This is a genomic window from Rhizobium sp. PAMB 3174 (assembly GCF_052908375.1).
On the sequence record NZ_CM128608.1, the window covers coordinates 1 to 24,338 of the forward strand.

Annotated in this window: 18 protein-coding genes and 2 pseudogenes; 8 read left to right on the top strand and 12 right to left on the bottom strand. The window is 62.8% G+C overall.

Annotation, left to right across the window (positions count from 1 at the left end):
* Positions 1 to 2: 2 nt before the first annotated feature.
* A pseudogene (locus ACU5AY_RS00005) lies at positions 3 to 568 on the top strand (N-formylglutamate amidohydrolase); the annotation flags it as partial.
* Positions 569 to 866: 298 nt separating this feature from the next.
* Positions 867 to 1,639, top strand: a pseudogene (gene hisN / locus ACU5AY_RS00010) (histidinol-phosphatase).
* Here hisN and ACU5AY_RS00015 read toward each other — a convergent pair.
* The gene (locus ACU5AY_RS00015) at positions 1,640 to 2,626 is read right to left on the bottom strand and encodes an alpha/beta fold hydrolase (RefSeq protein ID WP_446827504.1); all 987 of its coding nucleotides are present in this window, start codon (positions 2,624 to 2,626) and stop codon (positions 1,640 to 1,642) included.
* A gap of 400 nt (positions 2,627 to 3,026) precedes the next feature.
* Here ACU5AY_RS00015 and ACU5AY_RS00020 point away from each other — a divergent pair, with 400 nt between their 5' ends.
* Positions 3,027 to 3,497, top strand: coding sequence for an Hsp20 family protein (locus ACU5AY_RS00020; RefSeq protein WP_446827505.1), 471 nt, complete (start codon positions 3,027 to 3,029; stop codon positions 3,495 to 3,497).
* Positions 3,498 to 3,581: 84 nt separating this feature from the next.
* Here the strand turns inward: ACU5AY_RS00020 and ACU5AY_RS00025 are convergent, their stop codons facing one another.
* From ACU5AY_RS00025 to ACU5AY_RS00045, 5 genes are all read right to left on the bottom strand, one after another.
* Positions 3,582 to 4,166, bottom strand: coding sequence for a DoxX family protein (locus ACU5AY_RS00025; protein ID WP_446827506.1), 585 nt, complete (start codon positions 4,164 to 4,166; stop codon positions 3,582 to 3,584).
* A 28-nt stretch (positions 4,167 to 4,194) separates the two neighbouring features.
* Positions 4,195 to 4,968: an HvfC/BufC N-terminal domain-containing protein gene (locus ACU5AY_RS00030; protein ID WP_446827507.1), complete on the bottom strand. Its 774-nt coding sequence runs from the start codon at positions 4,966 to 4,968 to the stop codon at positions 4,195 to 4,197.
* Positions 4,961 to 5,872, bottom strand: coding sequence for an MNIO family bufferin maturase (bufB, locus tag ACU5AY_RS00035; RefSeq protein ID WP_446827508.1), 912 nt, complete (start codon positions 5,870 to 5,872; stop codon positions 4,961 to 4,963). Before bufB ends, ACU5AY_RS00030 begins: the two co-directional genes overlap by 8 nt.
* Positions 5,873 to 5,940: 68 nt before the next feature.
* The gene (locus ACU5AY_RS00040) at positions 5,941 to 6,249 is read right to left on the bottom strand and encodes a BufA1 family periplasmic bufferin-type metallophore (RefSeq protein ID WP_446827509.1); all 309 of its coding nucleotides are present in this window, start codon (positions 6,247 to 6,249) and stop codon (positions 5,941 to 5,943) included.
* A 275-nt stretch (positions 6,250 to 6,524) separates the two neighbouring features.
* Positions 6,525 to 7,574, bottom strand: coding sequence for a threonine aldolase family protein (locus ACU5AY_RS00045; protein ID WP_446827510.1), 1,050 nt, complete (start codon positions 7,572 to 7,574; stop codon positions 6,525 to 6,527).
* Positions 7,575 to 8,141: 567 nt separating this feature from the next.
* On the opposite strand from ACU5AY_RS00045, the gene gltB reads away from it, so the two are divergent.
* Positions 8,142 to 12,866 (top strand): glutamate synthase large subunit, encoded by a 4,725-nt coding sequence (gltB, locus tag ACU5AY_RS00050; RefSeq protein ID WP_446827511.1) that lies wholly within the window; start codon positions 8,142 to 8,144, stop codon positions 12,864 to 12,866.
* A 103-nt stretch (positions 12,867 to 12,969) separates the two neighbouring features.
* Positions 12,970 to 14,424 carry a glutamate synthase subunit beta gene (locus ACU5AY_RS00055; RefSeq protein WP_446822813.1) on the top strand — a complete coding sequence of 485 codons (1,455 nt, stop codon included), beginning with the start codon at positions 12,970 to 12,972 and terminating at the stop codon, positions 14,422 to 14,424.
* A gap of 15 nt (positions 14,425 to 14,439) precedes the next feature.
* Here the strand turns inward: ACU5AY_RS00055 and ACU5AY_RS00060 are convergent, their stop codons facing one another.
* A complete protein-coding gene (locus ACU5AY_RS00060) occupies positions 14,440 to 15,651 on the bottom strand; it encodes an SGNH/GDSL hydrolase family protein (protein WP_446827512.1) in 1,212 nt (403 codons plus the stop codon).
* Positions 15,652 to 15,805: 154 nt separating this feature from the next.
* The gene (locus ACU5AY_RS00065; RefSeq protein WP_446822815.1) at positions 15,806 to 17,026 is read right to left on the bottom strand and encodes a lytic murein transglycosylase; all 1,221 of its coding nucleotides are present in this window, start codon (positions 17,024 to 17,026) and stop codon (positions 15,806 to 15,808) included.
* Positions 17,027 to 17,285: 259 nt separating this feature from the next.
* On the opposite strand from ACU5AY_RS00065, the gene galU reads away from it, so the two are divergent.
* Positions 17,286 to 18,167: a UTP--glucose-1-phosphate uridylyltransferase GalU gene (galU, locus tag ACU5AY_RS00070; protein ID WP_446822816.1), complete on the top strand. Its 882-nt coding sequence runs from the start codon at positions 17,286 to 17,288 to the stop codon at positions 18,165 to 18,167.
* Positions 18,168 to 18,225: 58 nt separating this feature from the next.
* On the opposite strand, the gene ACU5AY_RS00075 is transcribed toward galU, so the two are convergent.
* Positions 18,226 to 19,731: an outer membrane beta-barrel protein gene (locus tag ACU5AY_RS00075; protein ID WP_446827513.1), complete on the bottom strand. Its 1,506-nt coding sequence runs from the start codon at positions 19,729 to 19,731 to the stop codon at positions 18,226 to 18,228.
* Between the two features lie 144 nt (positions 19,732 to 19,875).
* Between ACU5AY_RS00075 and ACU5AY_RS00080 the strand changes: the two genes are divergently transcribed.
* Positions 19,876 to 20,871, top strand: a complete 996-nt coding sequence (locus tag ACU5AY_RS00080; RefSeq protein WP_446827514.1) for a KpsF/GutQ family sugar-phosphate isomerase — start codon at positions 19,876 to 19,878, stop codon at positions 20,869 to 20,871.
* On the opposite strand, the gene ACU5AY_RS00085 is transcribed toward ACU5AY_RS00080, so the two are convergent.
* The 3 genes from ACU5AY_RS00085 to ACU5AY_RS00095 all read right to left on the bottom strand — a co-directional run bounded on the left by ACU5AY_RS00085 (position 20,872) and on the right by ACU5AY_RS00095 (position 23,475).
* Positions 20,872 to 21,333, bottom strand: coding sequence for an NfeD family protein (locus tag ACU5AY_RS00085; RefSeq protein ID WP_446827515.1), 462 nt, complete (start codon positions 21,331 to 21,333; stop codon positions 20,872 to 20,874).
* 3 nt (positions 21,334 to 21,336) lie between these two features.
* Positions 21,337 to 22,347: an SPFH domain-containing protein gene (locus ACU5AY_RS00090; protein ID WP_446827516.1), complete on the bottom strand. Its 1,011-nt coding sequence runs from the start codon at positions 22,345 to 22,347 to the stop codon at positions 21,337 to 21,339.
* 174 nt (positions 22,348 to 22,521) lie between these two features.
* Complete coding sequence (locus ACU5AY_RS00095) at positions 22,522 to 23,475, bottom strand: GlxA family transcriptional regulator (protein ID WP_446827517.1); 954 nt, start codon at positions 23,473 to 23,475, stop codon at positions 22,522 to 22,524.
* Between the two features lie 88 nt (positions 23,476 to 23,563).
* Between ACU5AY_RS00095 and ACU5AY_RS00100 the strand changes: the two genes are divergently transcribed.
* On the top strand, positions 23,564 to 24,334 hold the full coding sequence (locus tag ACU5AY_RS00100) for an MBL fold metallo-hydrolase (RefSeq protein WP_446827518.1): 771 nt from the start codon (positions 23,564 to 23,566) through the stop codon (positions 24,332 to 24,334).
* Positions 24,335 to 24,338: the final 4 nt, after the last annotated feature.

A 24,338-nucleotide genomic window follows, 5' to 3' on the forward strand; every position in this document is an offset into this window, starting at 1 on the left:
ATTCGCTGCGGGTTGCCGGCGGTCTCGGCACCGTGCCGAAGCTGGTGGCGGAAAACATGGAAATCTACGCCCACCGGCTGCCGGTGGAAGAGGCGCTGGAACGGGTGGAGCGGGTCTACAAGCCCTATCACGCCTGCCTGCGCCGGCTGATCGCCCGGACACATGTGCATTTCGGCTTCGGCATTCTGGTCGACTGCCATTCGATGCCCGGCAATGTCCGCGTTGCCGGTCGCCGATCCGGCCAGATTTCATCATCGGCGACCGCTACGGCACGAGCGCGGCGGCGGACCTTTCCCGCGCGGCGATCCAGATCCTCGAGGAAATGGGCTTCAGCGCGATCCGCAACAAGCCTTATGCAGGCGGGTTCATCACCGAACATTACGGACGTCCGGCGCGCGGCCTGCATGCACTGCAGATCGAGATCAATAGGGCGCTCTATATCGACGAAGTAACGCTGCAGAAAAGGCCGGAATTCCATGCCGTGGCAGCAGCCATCGGTGCCTTCATGGAAAGGCTTTCCGAGTTCGTCGACGACTTCGCCGCCGATACTGCGCTTGCCGCAGAATAAAGCGACTTCTTTACTTTAGAATTGTCGGAAATACGCCGTCTCGGGCAAAAAAGAACCGCGCCTTAGGCGCGGTTAAGTCTAGGGAGGAAACACCCAAGGAGGGTATTTACAGTCGGAAGACTGTATGGAAACGTTATTTTTGCGGCGCACAAAAGTCAAGTGCCTAGCGAATGCGCGGCGATCAAAAAATGTGCATTTCGTCATTTTGCCGTGAAAATGCGCGCAAACTGCGGCATTTGCATCACACCCGTTTTCGGGTAGAGCAGGAGCATCGTTCCCGCCTGCAGATGGATGTCTCATGCTTCCCAATCGCGCCTTCTTTGATCTCCTCGCGGATGCCGCCAGCAAGGAAACCCTGCCGCGCTTCAGAAGCGGCGCCGCCGTCGTCAACAAGGAGGTCGGCAGCTTCGACCCGGTGACGGAAGGCGATCGCGGCGCGGAGACGGCGATCCGCGCGCTGATCGAGCAGCATTATCCCGAGCACGGCATCCTCGGCGAGGAGCACGGCAATATCGGCCTGGACCGCGAACTCGTCTGGGTCATCGATCCCATCGACGGCACGCGGGCGTTCATTTCCGGCGTGCCGGTATGGGGACGCTGATCGGGCTGCAGCAGAACGGACGCGCCGTCATGGGCATGGTCGACCAGCCGTTTACACGGGAGCGCTATTTCGCCGACGGCAACGCGTCCTGGTATGCCGGTCCGGACGGCACGCGCCAGATCAGGACGCGCGATTGCGGCTCGCTGTCGGACGCTATCCTGTTCACCACCTCGCCGCATCTTTTTGCAGGCGAGGACATGCCGCGATACCGGGCGGTCGAGGAGAAGGTTCGGCTGTTCCGCTACGGCACCGATTGCTATGCCTATGCGCTGCTGGCTGCAGGCTACGTCGACCTGGTGGTCGAAAACAGTCTCAAGCCCTATGACGTCGGCGCGCTCATCCCGCTGATCGAGCAGGCCGGTGGCGTCATGACGACGTGGGAAGGCGGCAGGCCGGAAAACGGTGGTCGCATCATCGCCGCCGGCAGCGCCGCGGTCCATGCGGAGGCGATGGCGCTTCTCGCCGGCTGATCAGGCCTCGGCGGCGGCCTCGGCGTCGCCGGCTTCCCGCTCTTCGGCATCCGCTCCCGGTATGAAGGCCTTGATCGCTTCCATCGCCTGGGCGCGAAAAATGTCGCGCTCCTGGAAGATTTCGTGGCGGGCGCCGGGAATGGTGATCAGGTGGCCGGCGCGGAAGTATTCCGCCAGCTTTTCGTGCGCCTCGATCGGGATCAGCCGGTCGTTGCTGCCGGCCAGCACCAGAGTGGGGATCATGATGGAGGCGAGGTGCTGGTGGCCGTGCACCTTTTTCATCGTCTTCGTCGCCTCGTAGATCCAGCGCGCCGTCGGCGGCCCGACCGCCAGCTCAGGATAAAGTTTCGTGATCTGCCGGCTGCGTGCAAACCGCGCCGGATCCGACGTCAGCACGTTACCGTCGAACGGCGGTTCACCAGCATCGGCGGTCAGCCTGCAGTCGCCAAGGCCAAGCATGGAAAATGCGCCGGCGATCCGGCCGATGGTGCCCTGCGACATGCCGTTGCGGCGAAGCGCAACGAAGGGCGAGGCGACGACGATGCGCTCGATGCGGTTGGCAAGCCTCGGCGCGGCCGACAGCGTGATCAGTCCGCCGGTCGAATGGGCGATGAGATAGAAGGGCAGGCGGGTATCGGGCAGCACCACCTTCTGCAGAAAGGTTTCCAGGTCTTCCTCATAGTCGGCGAAGCGCCCGACGTGCCCCTTGCGCGGATCGGGCAGAAGGCGCTCGGAGCCTCCCTGGCCGCGAAGGTCGAAGGTCGCCACCCAGAAGCCGTGCTGGTTCAGGTCCCGGATGGTTTCGAAGTATTTTTCGATGCTTTCGTTGCGGCCCTGGACAATGATGATGGTGCCGCGGGCGAGGCTGCGCTCGGTGCGGAAGATCGCATAGCGCAGTGCCACACCATCGCGTCCGGTGAAGAAACCCGCCGTGTAGTTGCGCGGCGGCGGATTGTCGGCGCTCAGGCGCAGATTGGCTTCCATCATCAGTCTGATCCGGTGCGTCGGGAATTGAACGGAGCACCCATGAGTAGGCGCAAGCCCCGGCGCTCGTCAAAGAAAAAAGACCGGCCCGTCCAGTTACGCGCGACGAGCCGGCCAAGATAGGCTGAGGCGGGCGGGACGTTTTGCCCCAGCCGCCGGACGCATTCGGTCCGACGGTCTCCTTCATATTAAGTTCAAGCTGAATTTGGGTGGAACCGGCCGTTCACCCGAGGTTCAGGTTTGCGGCTCGCGCGCGGCTCTTGAATTCGAAATCGGCAATTCCCATCTCGTTTCTGCGGGCGCCGCTCAAAGTCAATGGGTCCGCAAAGTGCTTCGGTTTCGCCAGAACGGGACGCCGAAGATAAAAGCAACCGCACATCGTCGCTTCATGAAGGAGGACACCATGCGTCAATTTGATTTCTCCCCCCTCTATCGTTCCACCGTCGGCTTCGACCGTCTGTTCAACCTGCTCGACGGCGTCGGCCAGCCCGAACAGGCTCCCGCCTATCCGCCCTACAACATCGAGCGGACCGGCGAGAACAATTACCGCATCACGATGGCCGTCGCCGGCTTCGACGAAACCGAGCTTTCGATCGAATCCCATGCCCAGGTGCTGATCGTGAAGGGTGAAAAGGCCCAGGAGCTCGAAGACGGAAACGAGTACCTCTACCGCGGCATCGCCAAGCGTGCTTTCGAGCGCCGCTTCCAGCTTGCCGACCATGTGGAGGTCCAGTCCGCTTCGCTCAAGAACGGGCTCCTGCACATCGACCTTCTGCGCAACATTCCGGAGGCCATGAAGCCGCGCCGGATCGCGATCGACGCGAGCGCTGCGAACCAGCAGAAGGCCATCGAGGCACAGGCCAACGCCGCCTGACGCGCGAGCCTGACAATGCCTTGAACATGGAACGGCACCCCGATCGGGGTGCCGTTTTTCGTTGGTGGGACCGTGCCCGGCTTGCTACGCGGCAATAGCTGCAACCGGCCGGCAGCGATGCCAGAGCAGGGCGTCGAGCGACACCAGGCCGGCTCCCTTGATGGCGAGATAGGCAAGCGGGAAGACCCAGAGCAGCCGCTGGTCGGCAATCACGCTGTCGGGAAAGCGGTCGAAGAGCGCGCCGATCGTTTCGGCATCGACCATGTGCAGGGTAATGTCGACGAGGGTCTGCACGGCGATGAAGCCGATCATACCCAGTGCCGCGGCGCGGGTGAACAGCCCTGCAACGATCAGGGCCGGCAGGACGAATTCGGCATAAGTGCCGAGATGGACGATCAGGCCCCAGGGTAGGAAGCCGATGGCGTCCACATCGCCGCCGGCGGCATCCACCGCCTGCGGGACGATCTGGTAGTAGGCGCCGGCGGACAGGCGCACGAGCCCGAGCAGTCCGTCACCGACCTTGGTCAGCGCCGAGTTCAGGAAATAGAGGTAGAGGACGGCCAGGAAGACCAGCCGGGCGGCAAGTCCCAGGAACCAGCCGTCCAATGCTCGCTCGATGGAGGAAAAGATATCGGCATAGAGCCTTGTCAGCGTTTGCAGGATTGTCATTTCATGGCCCCCCAGGTCCGTCCGGCTCTCAGCCGGTAGTGCATTTTGTAAAGACGCCGGCCTCCAGCGTGCCGGCGATCGTGCCGGACAGATCGAGTTCCGGATTTTCTGTCATCGCCACCGTGGCCGCATCGCCAAGCGTCCGCCCCGCGGCCAGCGCTTCGAGGAAGCTTGCCGCACCTTTTGGAAGGTGACGCAGCTCGACGTCGAAGCCGGGTCTGGTGATCAGTCCGTCCTCGGCCTTTGTCGGGTCGAGATCGGCAAGCGTCTGCCCGGAGCGATCGCGCGAGACAATGGAAACGGCGGCGTGCGACGCGCGGAAAATCCGCGTCGCCGGATGAACGGTGAAGCGCAGGTCCGCGATTTGTTCGGGCGGAAAGGCGGAGAGGGCCGCCGGATCAAGCGGCGAGGCATCGGCCGCGTGAAACGCATCCAGCCAAAGACGTTCCAGCCGGGCGACATCCGGCAGGAAGGTCAGATGCCTTGCCGGCTCGAAGTCTGCGACGAAATCGGCGAAGTTTCCGCCATACTCGAAGATCAAACGTGACTGCGGCGGATGCTCCTGGACATAGATCCGGGCCATGGCGCGAAAATAGTCTTCGCCGACCAGCCGCTGGACGGTCGGGAAAATGTCGGCCAGCGCGTTTACAAGGCTGACGGAGACGTTGTTGCGGTAGACCGAAAAGCGCTTCGTCGCCTGCTTGCCGGCCGGGCCGACGACGCCGTCGGGCAAAGGCCGGTCGGGATCGAACAGCGCGCCGGAAAAGGCCGCGGCGAGCCTTGTCGTGGCGGTCTCAGCCATGCCGGGCTCCCATGAGGTAATTGCCGGCGTGGCCGTCCAGAATGGCCTCCGCCAGCAGCGCTTCCCGTTTCAACACGTCCCATTCGGGCACGTCATTGTCCCATTCGATGAGCGTCGGCAGCGGCCCGGTCTGGCCGATGACGATGTCATAAAGAGACCAGACGGCTTCATCGACCGGGCGGTCGTGGGCGTCGATCAGCAGCCTGTCGCCTTCGTCGTCGGTGTCTTCGGCGTGTCCGGCGAGGTGAATTTCCTCGACGAGATCCAGCGGGAAGTCGGAGAGGTATCGGAGCGGTTTGAAATCGTGATTGGTTGCCGACACGTAGACGTTGTTGATGTCCAGCAGCAGGCCGCAGCCGGTGCGCGCCGCGATCTCGCGGATGAAATCCGTCTCGCTCATCGTCGACTGGTTGAAGGCCACATAGGTCGACGGATTTTCGAGCAGCATCTTGCGGCCGAGCGCATCCTGGACCTGGTCGATGTGTTCGACGACACGGTTCAGGGTGTCACGGTTATAGGGGACGGGCAAAAGGTCGTTGAAGAAGGTCGTGTCGTGCGTTGACCAGGCGAGATGCTCTGAGACGAGTGCGGGCTGGTAGCGCTCAACGACGGCCTTCAGTCGGGCGAGGTGGTCCGGATCGAGGCCCTGCGGGGAGCCGATCGACAGGCCGACGCCATGGATGGAAAGGGGGAACTGCCCGCGCATCGTGGTCAGGATGCGGTGCGGGTGGCCGCCGGCGCCCATGTAATTTTCCGCATGCACTTCCAGAAAGCCGATCCGGTAGTCGTCGGCGAGGATCTGATCGGCGTGGGTGGTCTTGAAGCCGGCACCGGCGCGGCGCGGCATGGTGAAGGCCGGAAAGCCGGTCGCAGTGAACTCGGACTGGAGTTTTGTTGCAGTCATGACGGCTCTCCCGGGTTGGTATTCTAGGGCGCATCGGGCCGGTTGGCCCGATGCGCCGTCCTAGCCGATCAAGCCTTGGGAACGTCGCGCTCGAGCGCAGTCAGCGAACCCATGCGGTCGCCGGGCAGCATCATGGTCGTGCAGCTGCCGGCTTCGACGTATTTCCAGGAGTTGCCCTGGTAGTCGACCTTGGAGGTGCCGGCGCAGGTCGTGCCCGGACCGGCGGCGCAGTCGTTCTGGCCGGCCATGGCGACGCCGAAGCACTTTTCCTTCTCGGCGGCCTGTGCGCCGGTGGCGGACAGGGCGGCAAGGCCGGTGACTGCGAGAGCAACGGCGCCGGCGAGAGCGGATGCATTGAAGGCGGTCTTGGTGGTCATTGTATTCTCCTCTGGAAATTGAAATCCGCATCTTCTCGTTGCGGACCGGTTCGTTCGTTCCGGTGAGGAGACACTCCCAAATGCCGCGATCAATTGGAAATCAATGGCGCGTTATTCAACGTCACTCTGGCGTGAGACTTTTTTGCGCATTTCTGACGGGTGCGTGATGGGGCGGTGATCAGGCAGGCATAGCAATGGCGCCAGATACCGATGCCAAAAGAAAAGCCGGCGCGGATATCCGGCCGGCATTCTGGATCGCGATATGGAGTCGCCTGTCAGGCGATCAGGTCGACAAAATGGCCGACATCCTCCTCGCTGGTCGCAAAGCTGGTGACGAGGCGGATCAGTCGCTGGTTGTCCTTCAGCATGTAGGGCTCGTCGACGGGGACCGGCCAGTCATAGAACTTCGCGCCGGCTTGCTCGGCCTTTTTCGCAACGCTCTCGTCGATGACGGCGAAGACCTCGTTCGATTGCGTCGGCCATGCCTGGTGTCCATGGGGGCTCTTGTCCAGTCCGTCGCGCAGCTGATCCGCCATGGCATTGGCGTGACCTGCAAGCTCCAGCCACAGGTCGTCCTTGAGGTAGGCGTCGAACTGGGCTGCGATGAAGCGGGTCTTGGAGAAGAGCTGTGCGCCGCGCTTGCGAATGAAGGGCAGGTCGCGCGCCATGTCGGGCTTGAAGAAGACCAGCGCCTCCGCACACCAGCAACCATTCTTGGTGGCGCCGAAGGACAGCACGTCGACGCCGCGCTTCCAGGTCATTTCGGCCGGGGTGGCTCCGAGCGCGACGAGCGCATTGGCGAAACGGGCTCCGTCCATATGAAGCGGCAGTCCGTGTTCGGCGGCGATGGCGGAAATCGTCTCTATTTCCTGCAGACTGTAAATGGTGCCGGCCTCAGTCGCCTGGGTGATGGTGACGGCCTGGGCGCGACCCTGATGTACGGCGTCCTGCGGAAAGCGGCGGATGGCGGCTTGCAGGCGTGCCGGGTCGATCTTGCCTTCGGGGCCGGGGACGGTGAACAGGCGCGATGCATTGGCGAAGAATTCCGGTGCGCCGCATTCGTCTGCCACCACGTGGGCGTCGGAATGGCAGAAGGTAACGCCGCCGGCCTTCTCTATGCTGGCGAGCGCGAGCGAGTTGGCGGCCGTCCCGGTGCCGACGAAGAAGACGGCGACCTCCTTCTCGAAGATTTCGTTGAACGTCTTTTCGACGTGACGGTCGAGGTCGCTCGTGCCGTAAGCGGCTGCGAAGCGGCCGGATTCCTTGAACAGGCGTTCGCTGATGGCGGGATGGGCGCCGGCCCAGTTGTCGGAGGCAAAGAACATGAAGGTGGGTCTCTCTGATGGTGGATCGTCGGCTTGCGGATATGTCAGGGAAGCGTCACGGTCTTGAGCCTTCGGTATACGCCATGTGACCACGGTTTCAATCCCGGCACAGCTGCCGTCATTTTCGATGCAGATTTGCCATTGCGCAGAAGATGGCGTTGACGGAAGCTTGTTTCAGAAATGTCAGCATTCGAGAAAGCTTCGACCGCCAGAGCCTGCAGAATTTATTTCGAGGCTCTTGCGAAAAGCCCGGCTTTCTGTCATAGATTTATCGAAATTAGGTCAGCTTTGTTGTCCTAATTTCAGCCTTGCGGCAAAAATATCGCCAAGGGGCCTGACCATACCGGCCGAAAACGCTATAGTCCTGACGATTGATCGGCGCCGACAACGGCACGCCTTCAGGGCCATTGTTTAAGAGAGCGGCCGCAGGCTCATTGGATACCGTCCCGACAGAGGATGGCTGCAGCTGGCTTCAAATGAATATTGCAAAGAGCCTGTAGACCCGGTTTTCCGGTGACCAGCACCCAACAGAACGCCCGGATTTGCGGGCCGGCAGGAGGAATGACGATGACGAAGATGACGCCATCAGCGGCCATGGCACGCCAGGCGGCCGGTTCGACAGCCATCCGGACCGTTATGCGTGAAGCGGCGCGCGGTCTTCCGCCGAAGCAGGGTCTCTACGATCCGATCAACGAGCATGACGCCTGCGGCGTCGGTTTCGTCGCCCATATGAAGGGCCAGAAGTCGCATCAGGTCGTCAAGGACGGCCTGTTCATGCTGGAAAACCTGACGCATCGCGGCGCTGTTGGTGCCGATCCGCTGATGGGCGATGGCGCGGGCATTCTCGTGCAGATCCCCGACCGTTTCTTCCGTGAGGAAATGGCGGCGCAGGGCGTGGCCCTGCCGAAGGCGGGCGAATATGCGGTCGGCTACTGTTTCATGCCGCAGGACGAAGAGCTTGCGGCACACTTCAAGGACATCATCACCGAAGTCGTTGCCGAGGAAGGCCAGGTCCTGCTCGGCTTCCGCGACGTGCCGGTTGACAACGCGTCGCTCTCCAAGGCGCCTGACATTGCCGCGACCGAGCCGCGCCACGTGCAGGTCTTCATCGGCGCCGGCGAGGATTGCACCGCCAACATCGAATTCGAGCGCAAGCTGTTCATCCTGCGCAAGGTCATCTCCAACCGTATCTATGCGGAAGAGGCGGGCCGCGACCTCGGCTTCTACTTCGTGTCCCTGTCGACCTCGACGGTCGTCTACAAGGGCATGTTCCTGGCCTACCAGGTCGGCGCCTACTACAAGGACCTGAACGATCCGCGCTTCGAAAGCGCCGTCGCCCTCGTCCACCAGCGTTTCTCGACCAACACCTTCCCGTCCTGGAAGCTGGCGCACCCCTATCGCATGGTCGCCCATAACGGCGAAATCAACACGCTGCGCGGCAACGTCAACTGGATGGCCGCCCGCCAGGCGTCCGTGTCCTCGCCGCTCTTCGGCGACGACATCTCCAAGCTCTGGCCGATCTCCTATGAAGGCCAGTCGGATACCGCCTGCTTCGACAACGCGCTCGAGTTCCTCGTGCGCGGCGGCTACTCCATGGCCCATGCGGTGATGATGCTGATCCCGGAAGCCTGGGCCGGCAACCAGCTGATGGGCGAAGAGCGCAAGGCATTCTACGAATACCATGCCGCCCTGATGGAGCCGTGGGACGGGCCTGCCGCCGTCGCCTTCACCGATGGCCGCCAGATCGGCGCGACGCTCGACCGTAACGGCCTGCGTCCGGCCCGCTATATCGTCACCAGCGACGACCGCGTCATCATGGCGTCGGAAGCCGGCGTGCTGCCGGTCAAGGAAGAGGACATCATCCAGAAGTGGCGCCTGCAGCCGGGCAAGATGCTGCTGATCGACATGGAAAAGGGCCGCATCGTTTCCGACGAGGAAATGAAGACGGAGCTTGCCTCCAGGCATCCCTACCAGAAGTGGCTGAGCCAGACGCAGCTGATCCTCGAGGATCTGAAGCCGGTGGAGCCGCGCGCGCTGCGCCGCGACGTGTCGCTGCTCGATCGCCAGCAGGCCTTCGGCTATACATCCGAAGACACCAAGATCCTGATGTCGCCGATGGCCACCACCGGCCAGGAAGCGATCGGCTCGATGGGCACCGACACGCCGATCTCGGCCATGTCGTCGAAGTCGAAGCTGCTCTACACCTATTTCAAGCAGAACTTCGCCCAGGTCACCAACCCGCCGATCGACCCGATCCGCGAGGAGCTGGTGATGAGCCTCGTTTCCTTCATCGGTCCGCGTCCGAACATTCTCGACCACGAGGGTGCGGCCAAGGCGAAGCGTCTCGAAGTGCGCCAGCCGATCCTGACGAACGGCGACCTCGAGAAGATCCGCTCGATCGGTCACACCGAGGACCGTTTCGACACCAAGACGCTGGACTTCACCTATGATGCCGAGCGTGGCGCCGAAGGCATGCCGGAAATGCTGGAGCGCCTCTGCGAGCGCGCCGAAGCGGCCGTTCGCGGCGGCTACAACATCATCGTGCTCTCCGACCGTCAGATCGGCCCGGACCGCATCGCCATCCCGGCGCTGCTGGCCACCGCCGCCGTGCATCACCACCTGATCCGCAAGGGGCTTCGCACTTCGGTCGGTCTCGTGGTCGAAACCGGCGAACCGCGCGAAGTACATCATTTCTGCTGTCTCGCCGGTTACGGCGCCGAGGCGATCAACCCGTATCTCGCCTTCGACACGCTGCTCGACATGCATGCGCGCGGCGAGTTCCCGAAGGAAGTCGATGCCAGCGAAGTCGTCTATCGCTACATCAAGGCGATCGGCAAGGGCATCCTGAAGGTCATGTCCAAGATGGGCATCTCGACCTACCAGTCCTATTGCGGCGCGCAGATCTTCGACGCCGTCGGCCTTTCCAAGGCGCTGGTGGACCAGTACTTCTTCGGCACCGCGACGACCATCGAAGGCATCGGCCTTGAGGAAATCGCCCGCGAAACCGCCGATCGCCACTCCGCGGCCTTCGGTCGTGACCCGGTTCTCGCCGGCACGCTCGACGTCGGCGGCGAATATGCCTTCCGCATGCGCGGCGAAAGCCACGCATGGTCGCCGGATGCGGTCGCCGAACTGCAGCACGCCGTGCGCGGCAATGCCCAGGATCGCTACAAGGCGTTCGCCGACATGGTGAACGGCGAGGCGCTGCGCATGAACGCCATTCGCGGCCTGTTCAAGATCAAGGACGCCGCGGCGCTCGGCCGTACGCCTGTGTCGATCGACGAGGTCGAGCCGGCGACGGAAATCGTCAAGCGCTTCTCGACGGGGGCCATGTCCTTCGGCTCGATTTCGCGCGAGGCGCACACCACGCTCGCCATCGCCATGAACCGGATCGGCGGCAAGTCGAATACCGGTGAGGGCGGCGAGGAAGCCGACCGCTACATGCCGCTGTTCGACGGCTCGAAGAACCCGGAACGCTCCGCGATCAAGCAGATCGCCTCGGGCCGCTTCGGGGTGACGACCGAATACCTGGTCAACGCCGACATGCTGCAGATCAAGGTCGCGCAGGGCGCCAAGCCCGGCGAAGGCGGTCAGCTGCCCGGCCACAAGGTGGATGCGACGATCGCCAAGACCCGTCACTCGACGCCGGGCGTCGGCCTGATCTCGCCGCCGCCGCACCACGACATCTATTCGATCGAGGATCTGGCGCAGCTGATCTACGACCTGAAGAACGTCAACCCCGAGGCCGACGTCTCGGTCAAGCTCGTCTCGGAAGTCGGCGTCGGCACGGTTGCCGCCGGCGTGGCCAAGGCGCGCGCCGACCACATCACCATCTCCGGCTATGACGGCGGTACCGGCGCTTCGCCGCTGACCTCGCTCAAGCATGCCGGCAGCCCGTGGGAAATCGGCCTTGCCGAAACCCAGCAGACGCTGGTGCTGAACGGCCTGCGCTCGCGCATCGCCCTGCAGGTCGACGGTGGTCTGAAGACCGGTCGCGATGTCATCATCGGCGCGCTTCTCGGCGCCGACGAATTCGGCTTCTCGACCGCGCCGCTGATCGCTGCCGGCTGCATCATGATGCGCAAGTGCCACCTGAACACCTGCCCGGTCGGCGTCGCGACCCAGGATCCTGTCCTGCGCAAGCGGTTCAAGGGCGCGCCGGAGCACGTCGTCAACTACTTCTTCTTCATTGCCGAGGAAGTACGTGAGATCCTGGCGTCGATGGGCTACACGAAGCTCAACGACATCATCGGCGAATCCGGTCTCCTCGAAAAGGAAACCATGCTCGACTACTGGAAGACCCAGGGGCTCGATTTCTCCCGCATCTTCCACAAGGTCGATGCGCCGAAGGAGGCGACCCACTGGACCTCGCGCCAGCATCATCCGATCGATGACATTCTCGACCGCAAGCTGATCGAGAAGGCCATGCCGGCGCTGGAACGCAAGGAACCGGTCGCCTTCGAAATGCCGATCCGCAACGTCGACCGGTCGGCCGGCGCGATGCTGTCGGGCGAGCTGGCCAAGCGCTGGAACCACAAGGGCCTGAAGGACGACACGATCAACGTGACGCTGCGCGGCACGGCCGGCCAGTCGTTCGGCGCGTTCCTGGCTCGCGGCATCACCTTCGACCTGATCGGTGACGGCAACGACTATGTCGGCAAGGGCCTGTCGGGTGGCCGCATCATCGTCCGTCCGCCGGAAAACACGAGGATCGTTCCGGAACAGTCGATCATCGTTGGCAACACCGTGCTCTACGGCGCGATCGAGGGCGAATGCTACTTCCGTGGCGTCGCCGGCGAGCGTTTCGCGGTGCGTAACTCCGGCGCCGTCGCCGTCGTCGAAGGCGTGGGCGATCACGGCTGCGAATACATGACGGGCGGCGTCGTCGTCGTCATCGGCGAAACGGGGCGCAACTTCGCGGCCGGCATGTCCGGCGGCGTGGCCTATGTTCTCGACGAAGCCGGTGATTTCTCGGCCCGCTGCAACATGGCGATGGTCGAGCTGGAGCCGGTTCCGGAAGAAGACGACATGCTGGAAAAGCTGCACCACCACGGTGGCGATCTCATGCACAAGGGACGCGTCGACGTCTCCGGCGACATGACGCGTCACGACGAGGAGCGGCTCTACCAGCTGATCTCGAACCACCTGCACTACACCGGTTCGGGTCAGGCCAAGAAGATCCTGGATCACTGGGTCGAGTATCGTCCGAAGTTCCGCAAGGTCATGCCGGTCGAGTACCGCCGTGCGCTGGAAGAAATGGAACGCATGCGGATGGGCATCGCTGCCGAGTAACGAATACGGGCGGCGCCGGACGGAGGAACCGTTCGGGCGCCGCTTCCCATGCGCTGAAAAAGCGTAGAGGCAACGTTTAAGATTTACGGAACGGATTATCACGATGGGCAAGGTTACTGGCTTTATGGAAATCGACCGGCAGGTGGCGAAGTATCAGCCCGCCTCCGACCGCATCCGGCATTTCCGCGAATTCACCATCCCGATGTCGGATCAGGAAGTGCAGAAGCAGGCGGCGCGCTGCATGGACTGCGGCATTCCCTATTGCCACGGCCCGACCGGCTGCCCGGTCCACAACCAGATCCCGGACTGGAACGACCTGATCTATAACGGCAACTGGAAGGAAGCGATCCGCAACCTCCACTCGACCAACAACTTCCCGGAGTTCACCGGCCGCGTCTGTCCCGCTCCCTGCGAGGAAGCCTGCACGCTGAACCTGGAAGACACGCCGGTTGCCATCAAGACCGTCGAGCAGGCGATCGCCGACAAGGCCTATGAGCTCGGCTACATCGTGCCGCAGCCGGCAACGGTGAAGACCGGCAAGAAGGTCGCGATCATCGGCTCCGGCCCGTCCGGCATGGCGGCTGCCCAGCAGCTCGGCCGCGCCGGCCACGACGTGCATGTGTTCGAACGCGAATCCAAGCCCGGCGGCCTGCTGCGCTACGGCATTCCGGACTTCAAGATGGAGAAGAATTTCATCGATCGCCGCGTCGAGCAGATCAAGGGCGAGGGCGTCACCTTCCATTGCGGCGTCAATGTCGGTGTCGACGTGACCGTCGAGAAGCTGCTCGCCGATCACGATGCGGTGCTTTACTGCGGCGGTTCGGAAACCCCGCGCGAAGCCGGCATTCCCGGCGTCGATCTGCATGGCGCCTATGACGCGATGCCCTACCTCGTCCAGCAGAACCGCCGCGTCGGCCGTGAGAACATCGATAGCGTCGGCTGGCCGTCCGAACCGATTCTGGCCGGCGGCAAGCATGTCGTCGTCGTCGGTGGCGGGGACACCGCGTCCGACTGCGTGGGCACCGCCTTCCGCCAGGGCGCGGTCAAGGTCACCCAGCTCGACATCCGCCCGATGCCGCCGGAGAAGGAAGACAAGCTCGCCGTCTGGCCCTACTGGGCAACCAAGATGCGGACCTCCTCCTCTCAGGCCGAAGGTGCCAACCGCGAGTTCCAGGTCGCAACGCTCGAATTCGTCGGCGAAGACGGCGTGCTGACCGGCGTGAAGTGCTGCAAGGTCGACGAGAAGCGCAAGCCGATCGCCGGTACGGAATTCGTCATCAAGGCCGACCTGGCATTCATCGCCATCGGCTTCCGCGGTCCCTTCTCGGACAGCGTGGTGAAGGAACTCGACGGAAAGCTGCAGCTCAATACCGACCGTCGCGGTTCGACCAACGTGGTCGCCAACGACCGGGACTACCGCACGTCGGTCGATCGCCTCTGGGTTGCCGGCGACGTTCGCCGCGGCCAGTCGCTGGTCGTCTGGGCGATCCGCGAAGGCCGTCAGGCAGCGCGCGCCATCGACGAAGCGCTGATGGGCAGTTCCGTCCTGCCGCGCTGACGGCGGGTTGCCGTTTTACTGCTGCCGGGGAAGGTCGTAATAGTCGACCCGGCCCGGCGGCGCGGACGTGGTGTCCGTGCTTTCCAGAAGAAGGTCGCGGGCCGTCAGTCCGCTGGAACCGGGATAGGGCGCTGCACCGAGCAGCGTCTTGCCGCCGTCCAGTTCCGGATCGAACAGGCCGATCGGCGGCACGCGCGTGATAGCCGCCAGCTGCGACGGTGGCAGGCTCATGAGATCCGGGAGGCTCGACCCACCGAGCAGCACGGAATTTCCGATCGAGGTGCCGCCCAGCAGACGGCGGATCGGCTTTTCGGCGTAAAAGGCGAGCTTTCGAAAGCCGGCATCGGTCATGTTGATGCCTTTCGGACCACGCAGGCGCACTTGCTGGCCGTTGACGTCGGGACCGCTCATGACGAACTTGCCGGCATCGTCGACGTAGCCGTCCCAGATGTCGACGAACTCGCCGCCCATCTTGCCGACCTCGCGGCGGTAGATTTCATTGAGCTTGATCATGTCCGCCGACATGGAGGCGTTGGGGAAAGACGGCAGGCCCATCCACATGACGGGGAGGCTCTTGCTCGTTGCCGTACGCACCAGCGCCTGCACGCGCTGGATATATTCCTTCTGCCAATCCTCACTCAGCGGCTGCGGATTGCCGGCAACGCCGCGAAGGGCCTGGCGATCGTTGGAGCCGACCATGATCACCACGATCGAAGGTTCGACCTGTTCGATAAAGGACGGCAGTTTCGCCTGCCAGTCGTAGTAGTCGTTGCGGACAAGGCCGGAGGCCGCACTGGTGCGCGATTCGATATCGACATTCGGAACGTCGGCGAAGGCGTCTTCGAGGCCCTTTGCCAGGCCGCTCGCCATGAAATCGCCGGCCACCAGGACCTTGAATACCGGGCCGGTGTTCTCCACCGCCAACGCGTCGCCTGCCTTCTTGGCATCGGCACTGACGGAGGGCTTCGTCTCAATCTTGACGACGCTGCGGCGTACCGACTTGCGGCGAGGTTGGGGAACTTCTACCGGCGGCGGCTCAGGCTTTTGCCGTTTGCCGAACAGCAGTTGCAGGATGGTGCGCCGCTTGCCGACCTTTTCGGCGGCGAATGTTTCGGCCGAGGATACGAGACCCAGCGGCGCAGCGCACAGAAGGATGATGCCGAGGCGGAAGGAGATGCTTCTGCCCGGGTGCTTCGCCCGTCCCGTTCGTGCCTGGCCGTCAGTCAATCGATCCCTCCCGATCGGATGCAGGCGCATCCGCCAGCCCAGTCATAACAAAAGAAGCGGGGGGCCTGCCAGCCTCATTCTCCCGGAGTTTCCTCGAGGCCAAAAAAAACCGGCCAGTGCGGCCGGTCTTTCCGTGTTCTTCGTTGACCGGGGCCTAGCGGCGCAGGGCGTTCAAAAGCCGTTCGCTCGGCTCGCCGTCGGCCGTCAGCCCGAGCCGGTTCTGGATGGCGGCGATTGCGGCGCGTGAACCGGAGCCGATGTTGCCGTCGACTTCGCCGTCATAATAGCCGAGTTCCTTCATCCGGGTCTGCAGCTCGAATTTCTGCTTCACGTCCAGCGTTCCCGCCGGGCGCGGCCAGCGCTGCTGCATGCCGCCATAGCCTGCGATCTCGTCGGCGAGCAGGCCGACTGCCAGGGCATACTTGTCGGCGGCATTGTATTTCTTGATGACAAAGAAGTTGCGCACCATCAGGAAGCCCGGTCCGTTGGATCCGGCCGGCATCTTCAGCACGGCGCGGTCGTCGGCGAAGCCGAAGCCCTTGCCGTTCGGACGGCTGAGGCCGAGGGCTGCCCATTGGGAGAGCGTCTTGGTCTGGCCTTCGTATTTCGACGCGCTGCGCGGAACGGCGACCTCGTATCCCCAGGTGCGGTGGCTTTCCCAGCCGTTCTTGGAGAGCAGGTTGGCAGACGTGGCGAGCGCATCGGGAATGGAATTCCAGATGTCGCGATGGCCGTTGCCGTCCTCGTCGACCGCATAGAGCAGGTAGCTCGTTGGAATGAACTGGGTGTGACCCATGGCACCGGCCCAGGAACCTGTCAGTCCCTTGGCGGAGACGTCGCCGTTCTGCAGGATCTTCAGCGCTGCGATCAGCTGGGTCTTGGCGTATTTCGACCGCTTCGGATCCGCATAGGCAAGCGTTGCCAGCGCCCGCGGGACATAGTGAAGCCGTTCGGAGTTCTCGAGGACAGCCCCATAGCTGCTCTCCATCGACCAGATGGCCAGGAGGACCTGGCGCTCGATGCCGAAGCGCTTTTCGAGCTTGGTCAGTGTCGAGGCATATTTGACCGCCATCTCGCGGCCGATGCGCACGGTGTAGGGATTGACGTGCGAATCGACGTAATCCCATACTTGCGAGGTGAATTCGGGCTGGTAGTTCGCCTTTTGAAGGACGACCGGATCCGGGTCGGTCACGCCGGCAAAGGCGCGCTGGTAGGTCTTCTTTGAAATGCCGTTCTTGGCGGCTGTTTCATAAAATCCGTTGATCCAGCGCTGGAATTTTGCGTCTGCACGGGCTGCGCCGGCAAAACTCAGCGTGGTGGCGCCGACGATCAGCGCAACTGCGGCTTTTTTCAGAATTGTATTCACGAGGCTCATTCGGGTCTCCCGCCGGTCTGATTTAAAAATCGGGGGTGGTTTGCGGCCATTGTTTGACCTGACACGAAAACATACCGAAACATGGTCAACAAAATGTTTACCACGAATGCTAGGAAGTCATCACCATAATGTTGCCGTTGACTGCATGCGGGCTATCTTTTGCGGGCCCGGCTTTGTAAAACGCCCCGGAAAAACCTTTATTCATTGTTCAGCAGTGCCATATCCCTCTATCACGCCCGATTTCAACGAGGAGGACCGCGTGACCATCAAGAAAGTTCGCAAAGCCATTCTGCCTGTTGCCGGTCTCGGCACCCGCTTCCTGCCGGCGACCAAGACCGTGCCGAAGGAAATGCTGACCGTCGTCGACAAGCCGGTCATCCAGTATGTCGTCGACGAGGCGGTCGAGGCGGGCATCGAGCATTTCGTTTTCGTGACGGGCCGCAACAAGGCGGTGATCGAGGATTACTTCGATATCCAGTTCGAGCTGGAGCAGCTGCTGCGGGATCGCGGCAAGCGCACCGAGCTGTCGCTTCTCTCCGACCTTCGCCCGATGGCGGGCACCACGAGCTTTACTCGCCAGCAGGAGCCGCTCGGCCTCGGCCATGCGGTCTGGTGCGCCCGTGACATCGTCGGCAACGAGCCCTTCGCGCTGCTTCTTCCCGACATGGTGATGAAGCACGAGACGCCGTGCCTGAAGGGCATGGTCGATCTCTACGACCAGGCCGGCGGCAACATCATTTCCGTCGAGGAATGCGATCCGGAGCTGACCTACAAATACGGTATCGTCGGGATCGGCGAGCCGGTCGGAGAAGGCTTCCGGATCACCGAGATGGTGGAAAAGCCGCCGCGCGGCGAGGCCCCCTCGAACCTGTTCATCAATGGCCGCTATATCCTGCAGCCGGAGATCTTCCAGATTCTCGAGCGGCAGGAGCCGGGCGCCGGCAATGAAATCCAGCTGACCGACGCAATGCTGAAGCTTGCCAAGGAGCAGGATTTCTCGGCCTACCACTTCAAGGGCGAGACGTATGATTGCGGCGCCAAGGACGGCTTCATCCTGGCGAACGTTGCGTTCGCCCTGCAGCGGGACGATATCCGTCCGTCGGTCGCGGAAAAGTTCAAGGCGATGGCGGCGAAGCTGTAAGGTTCGACGCATATCCTGACAAGCGGGCCGCGCGGAGAGATCTGCGCGGCCTTTTCGTTCAGCGTTTCAGCGTCAGGCCGATTTTGGCGGTCAGGTCTTCGACGTCCGAGCCGGTCTGGTTGTCGGTGTACTGGTAGGTGACATCGCCACCGAGTTCGAGATAACGGCTGAGCGACCAAGTCAGGCCTCCGCCGACGGACCAGATGAACTGATTGGTGCCCGTACTGTCGGATGGATAGGCCCGGAACGTCGTGTTGCCGGTCAGTCTGGCGACGAGATCGTCGCGGATCTCCCGGCTCAGAGTGTTGTTCATGGTGTAGAGCGTCGAGCCGCTGACCGCCCCGCTCGACGACGGTTCGACCTTCGTGGTCAGCGTTGTCGCAAGCGTCGTGCCGCGCATCGGTGACCAGAGCAGCTTTCCTTCCACCTTCAGCCCGCTGATCGTGTCCAGCCGGTCGTCGTCGAAATCGCTGAACTCGTAGCCCGCGGCAAGTTCGCCGCTCAATTTCTCTCCGCCGTCGAACTCCACGCCGGCGACGGCGCTATAGGTGTTGTAGGAGCGCTTGTAGCCTTCAGAATCCTCGGTCTTGTCGTAGAATGTCCGGCCGGCAGATGCCTCAAGGAACGGTATCAGCGCCGGCGACAGTTCGTATCCGAGCCTGGCGGTGCCGGTCACGGTGTCGGCATTGCGGTCGCTCTGCGAGAGGGACGTGCCGTCGGCAAGCTTGGCCGCCGTGTAGATGCTTCGCGACAGGTCCAGACCGGCCGTGCCGCGCAGGATGCCGATGTCGTGGCTGGCCTCAATTCCGGTGGAGAATGTATGAACACCGGATTGCGCCGTCGCACCTGTGATGGCGTTCGGGTCGTTCGCGTCTTCCCGCTGGAAGTCGTATCCCGCTTTCAGGGTGACGGTCGTGTCATTTGAGAGATCGAGGCGCAGTTCTGCATCCAGCGATGCAGTCGGGTCTTCCTCCAGCTCACCGTTCAGGTTTTTCTGCCAGACGCCGTCACCGGTGATCGTCAGCTGATGCAGCGACCAGTCGGAGGTCAGTGTGCCTTTCAGTTCGGTCTCGAGATAATTGCGCTTCCGGTTGTCCGTGTTGGTTTTTTGCTGCTCATAGCCATAGGACTGGCTCAGCGATGTCCGCAACCGCATCGTACCGATGGCAATGCCGTCGTCGTCGGTCTTCGGCGTGCTGGCGGTCTTCACGTCGTCGACTGTGCGTTCGCGCTGGTTTTGCCGACGCAGCTCTTGCAGAAGAAGCGTTTCCTGAAGCTTCTCGTCGTTGGCGGCATCATCGACGGGTGGCAGCGCCGGTGCGGACGTCGGAACGGTGCTTCCCGGTTCCATGATCGTTGTCGCGGCGATTGCGGCCGGATCGCCGACGGGAGAGCCGGACGGCGCCGTCTGAACATCGCTGGTGGTGTCGCTGCCGTCGTCGTCCACCGTCTGAGCATTGGCAACCGAGCCGACAGCCGCCAGCACGCAGAGTGCCGCCACAGCGAAACGCTGTGCGGAACCGGGTCCCACCGGACCGGCAGGTTTGCTGCGATGCTTCGCCATAACTGTCTGATTGCTTCCCGAACGCGAAAATGACTTAGCAAACCGTAAAACCATATGGTTAATGTTCGGTTTAGTGTTGGGCGTTCACTGCGGCATGAAATAGATGTTGGACAGCCGACACAGAAAGCGCTAACGCTCGTCGCCATGATCAAGACGGCTTTGAAAATTGAAGAGGCCGACGCGCTCGCGTCCGCCATTCGGACCCTCACCACCGAGCGCGATGGCCTGACGGCGCTGATCGACGTGCTGGAAAGCGACCTGGCGGAAAGCTTCCTGTCGGCGGTGCGGCTGATCGGCGAATTGCCTGGCAGGGTGATCATCACCGGCATCGGCAAGAGCGGCCATATCGGCACCAAGATCGCCGCCACGCTCGCCTCCACCGGCACGCCGTCCTTTTTCGTCCATCCGGTCGAGGCCAATCACGGCGATCTCGGCATGATCACGCCGAGCGACGTGATCATTGCGCTCTCCTGGAGCGGCGAGACGGCGGAGCTGCAGGGCATCGTCGCCTATTCCCGGCGTTTCTCCATTCCGCTGATCGCCATCACCTCCGGCGCGAATTCGGCGCTGGCGCGGGCCTCTGATATCGTGATCTGCCTGCCGAAGGCGCAGGAGGCCTGCCCGCACGGGCTGGCGCCGACGACATCGGCACTGCTGCAGCTAGCAATCGGCGACGCTTTGTCGATTGCGCTGCTGGAAGCGCGTGGCTTCAGCGCGCTCGATTTCAAGACCTTCCATCCGGGTGGCAAGCTGGGCGCGAGTCTCACCCATGTCGGGGACATCATGCACACCGGCGACCGCGTACCGCTGGTGGCGGCGGGCACGCCCTTGCCGGAAGCGGTCTCTACGCTCTCGAAGAAGCGTTTCGGTTGCGTCGGCGTGGTCGGCGAGGACGGCAAGCTCTGCGGCATCATGACCGAGGGCGACATGGCCCGCAACCTGCACCGCAATCTGTCGGAGCTGATGGTCGACGACATCATGACCCGGACCCCGAAGACGGTGAAGGCCGCGACGCTGGTTGCCAACGCCACGGCCCTTCTCAATCAGCTCGGCATTTCCGCCCTCATCGTCATCGACGACGATGGACGGCCCGAAGGCATCATTCACTTCCACGATCTCTTCCGGATCGGGGTCGCCTGATCAGGATGCCGGTTCGACCTTGAGGTCGCGACCGTGGCTGGAAATGACCTTCACCGTCGTTCCCGACGGCAGGTCCGGACCCATGACCGACCAGTAGGTATCATCCAGCCTGATGCGCCCACGACCGTTGGCGATCGGCTCGGCGAGCGTGGCCGTGCGCCCGACAAGGCTTTCGCCGCGCTGGTTCAGGAAGGGTTCGTCAGTCGGCCGGTTGGTGCGCGAAAACAGGCGCCGGCCAAGGATAATGGCGACCATGGACAGGGCGGCGAAGACCAGAAGCTGGATCTGCCACATCCAGATCGGATTGTCCCACAGACCAAGCGACAGAACACCGGTAACGATGGCCGCGGCGCCGATCCAGATCAGGAAGAACCCTGGCAGGGCGAGTTCCGCGGCAAGCAGGATGAGGCCGAGAATCCACCAGCTCCACGGGCCGAATGAGACCGCGAGACCGACGATCATGGCTTATTCCTCCCGCGGCGGCATGTTGAAGGGATTGACCGGCGGCGCGGTGCGGGCCGGGCGGGGCTGCGGCGTCGCTCCCGAGGAGGCCGGCGCGTCGCCGAACACTTCCCTGGCGATCGCACCGATACCGCCGAGCGTGCCGATCAGCGAAGAGGCTTCCATCGGCATCAGCACGATCTTGGAATTACTGGCCGAGCCGATCGCCTGCATGGCTTCGGTGTATTTCTGGGCGACGAAGTAGTTGATCGCCTGCACGTCGCCGGCGGCAATCGCCTCGGAGACCATGCGGGTGGCCTTGGCTTCCGCTTCGGCCAGGCGCTCGCGAGCCTCGGCCTCGCGGTATGCCGCTTCCCGCTGGCCTTCCGCCTGCAGGATCGCCGACTGCTTGGCGCCTTCCGCCCGGAGGATCTGCGCGTTACGGGAACCTTCGGCTTCCAGAACCTGGGCGCGCTTTTCGCGCTCGGCCTTCATCTGCCGGCCCATCGCATTGACGAGGTCGGTCGGCGGCTGGATGTCCTTGATCTCGACGCGGGTGATCTTGATGCCCCACGGGCTCGCCGCTTCGTCGACGACGCGCAGCAGGCGGTCGTTGATCGTCTCGCGGTTCGACAGGAGTTCGTCGAGATCCATCGAGCCCATGACCGAACGGATGTTCGTCATCGTCAGGTTGAGGATGGCGAGCTCGAGATTGGCGACCTGGTACGCAGCCTGGGCGGCGTTCAATATCTGGTAGAAGGCGACGGCGTCGGCGGAGACGCTGGCGTTATCCCTTGTGATGACTTCCTGCGTGGGAACGTCGAGCACCTGCTCCATGACGTTCAGGCGCGCGCCGATGCGGTCAATGAACGGGACGATCAGATGCAGGCCGGGATCGAGCGTGCGCGTGTAGCGGCCGAACCGCTCGATCGTGTACTTGTTGCCCTGCGGCACGGTCTTGACGCCCGCGAAGACGACCAGAATGACGAGCACGACAAGCGCGATGACGACGATGTCGAAACCGGTAAAACTCATGACAACCTCCCCTGAACCCCAGGTATAAGAATTCAACTAGAGTTCAAATGGTATGGATTGTTCGCGAACACAAGATGAAATCGGCAGGGAGCATAATCGGTTGCGGCGATCCTCAAGGATCGCGGCATGCCGGATTCGTCGTCTATTCTTGCCGTCCGGCCAGCCAGAGACAGCTCAAGCGGCGCCAGCCTTTCGCCGAAACTGACCTGGCGTGAGGCCGGTTTCCCGGGCGAAGACCGAGCGGAAGAAGGCCATGTCCGAAAACCCTGTCTGCCCGGCAATTACCTCGAGCGGCATGTGGCTTTCGGCAAGCAGACTTTTCGCCTTTTCGATCTTCCGCAGTTGCAGATACTTGACCGGCGTGACGCCATAGTTCGCCTCGAAATGCCGATGGAAGCTGCGCAGGCTCATGCCGCAAAAGTCTGCCATCTCCGCGACGGAGGGGCTGTCGGGGTGCCGGCGCTCGATCTCTGCTTCCAGCGCGGCGAACCTGCCAGCATCCTTCGGAGGCGCGGTGAGATGCACAGCATAGAGCGATTGCTTCTGCCGGATTGTGTCCGCCAGAAGATGCCGGCCGAGCCGCAGGGAAAATTCGCGGCCACAGGTCTTGCGGACGATGTGGAGACATAGATCGACGGCGGAGAGCAGTCCGCCGGCGGTGACGACGTCGCCGTGGTCGATCAGCATTTCCCGGCCGTTCCAGCGAACCGCCGGGAAGCGTCTTGCCGCATAATCGATGCGTGACCAGTGGGTGGTCGCTTCCCGGTCCTTGAGAAGGCCCGCCTCAGCCGTCAGGAAGGCGCCGAGGCAGGCGGACGCGATGACGGTGCCTGCGTCATGGGCGGCCTGGATCATGGCGATGTCCTTGTCGCGAAGCGCGGTCTCCTCAGAAAAGTCCTCGATAGGCGGGATCACGAGATAGGAGCCCGGTGTCATGTCCGTCATGGGCTGCAGGTTGATCTGTCCGTTCTCCCATTTGTGGTGTCTGTTGGCACCGACCAAACGGACGTCGAATAACATCTCGCCGGAAATTCGCTTTGCCAGTTTAAACACCGACTGGCAGAGCAGCGCATAGCTCACCGCGGCATGCTCATGAAACAGAATGCAGATCCCGGTCGGGCTTGGCATGAATGCCTCCAATAATGGCGAATTGGCCAATTGTGCGGCCTTTGCGTTGTTGTAGAGTGCTGGCAGTATCTTGTCAAAGGAGGTAAACATGCCACATGAGAGCTTCAGCGTCACGCTGATCAATGGACCAACGGTCCTGATCGAGTTCAGGGGCTTTCGGTTTCTGACTGATCCCACCTTCGACCACGCCGGATGCGAATATCATGGTGCCGTCACGCTCCGGAAAACCTCGGACCCGGTCATCGACCCGGGCTCGCTCGGTCCGATCGATGCCGTGCTGCTCAGCCACGACCAGCACAAGGACAATCTCGACGATTCAGGGCGCCGTCTCCTCGATAGCGTGCCTCTGGTGCTGACCACGGAGGTCGGCGCCGGGCGGTTGGGCGGTGCCGCCAGGGGGCTCGCGGTGTGGGGCCATGTCGAGTTGACGGCGCCCGATGGCAGTACCGTCCGTGTGACCGCGACACCGTGCCGCCACGGACCGGCGGGCATAGAGCCGATCGCCGGCGACGTCATCGGCTTCATGATCGAGGCCGAGGGCATGGAACCGGTCTATGTAACCGGAGACACAGTCTATTATGAGGGCGTGGCCGAGGTTGCCCGCCGCTTCTCGCCCGGCCACATCATCGCATTCACCGGTGCCGCCCAGGCGCGTGGCCCGTTCGATCTGACGATGTCGGTCAATGACGTGCTCGACACGGCGCATGCCTTCAAGGATGCGCTGATCATTCCGGTCCACAACGAAGGATGGGAGCACTTCACGGAAACCGCTGACGTGCTGGTCGAGGCATTTACGACCTTCGGGATCAGCGACCGGCTGCGGACGATCGCACGCGGCGAGCGGGTGGCGCTCGCCTGAGAGG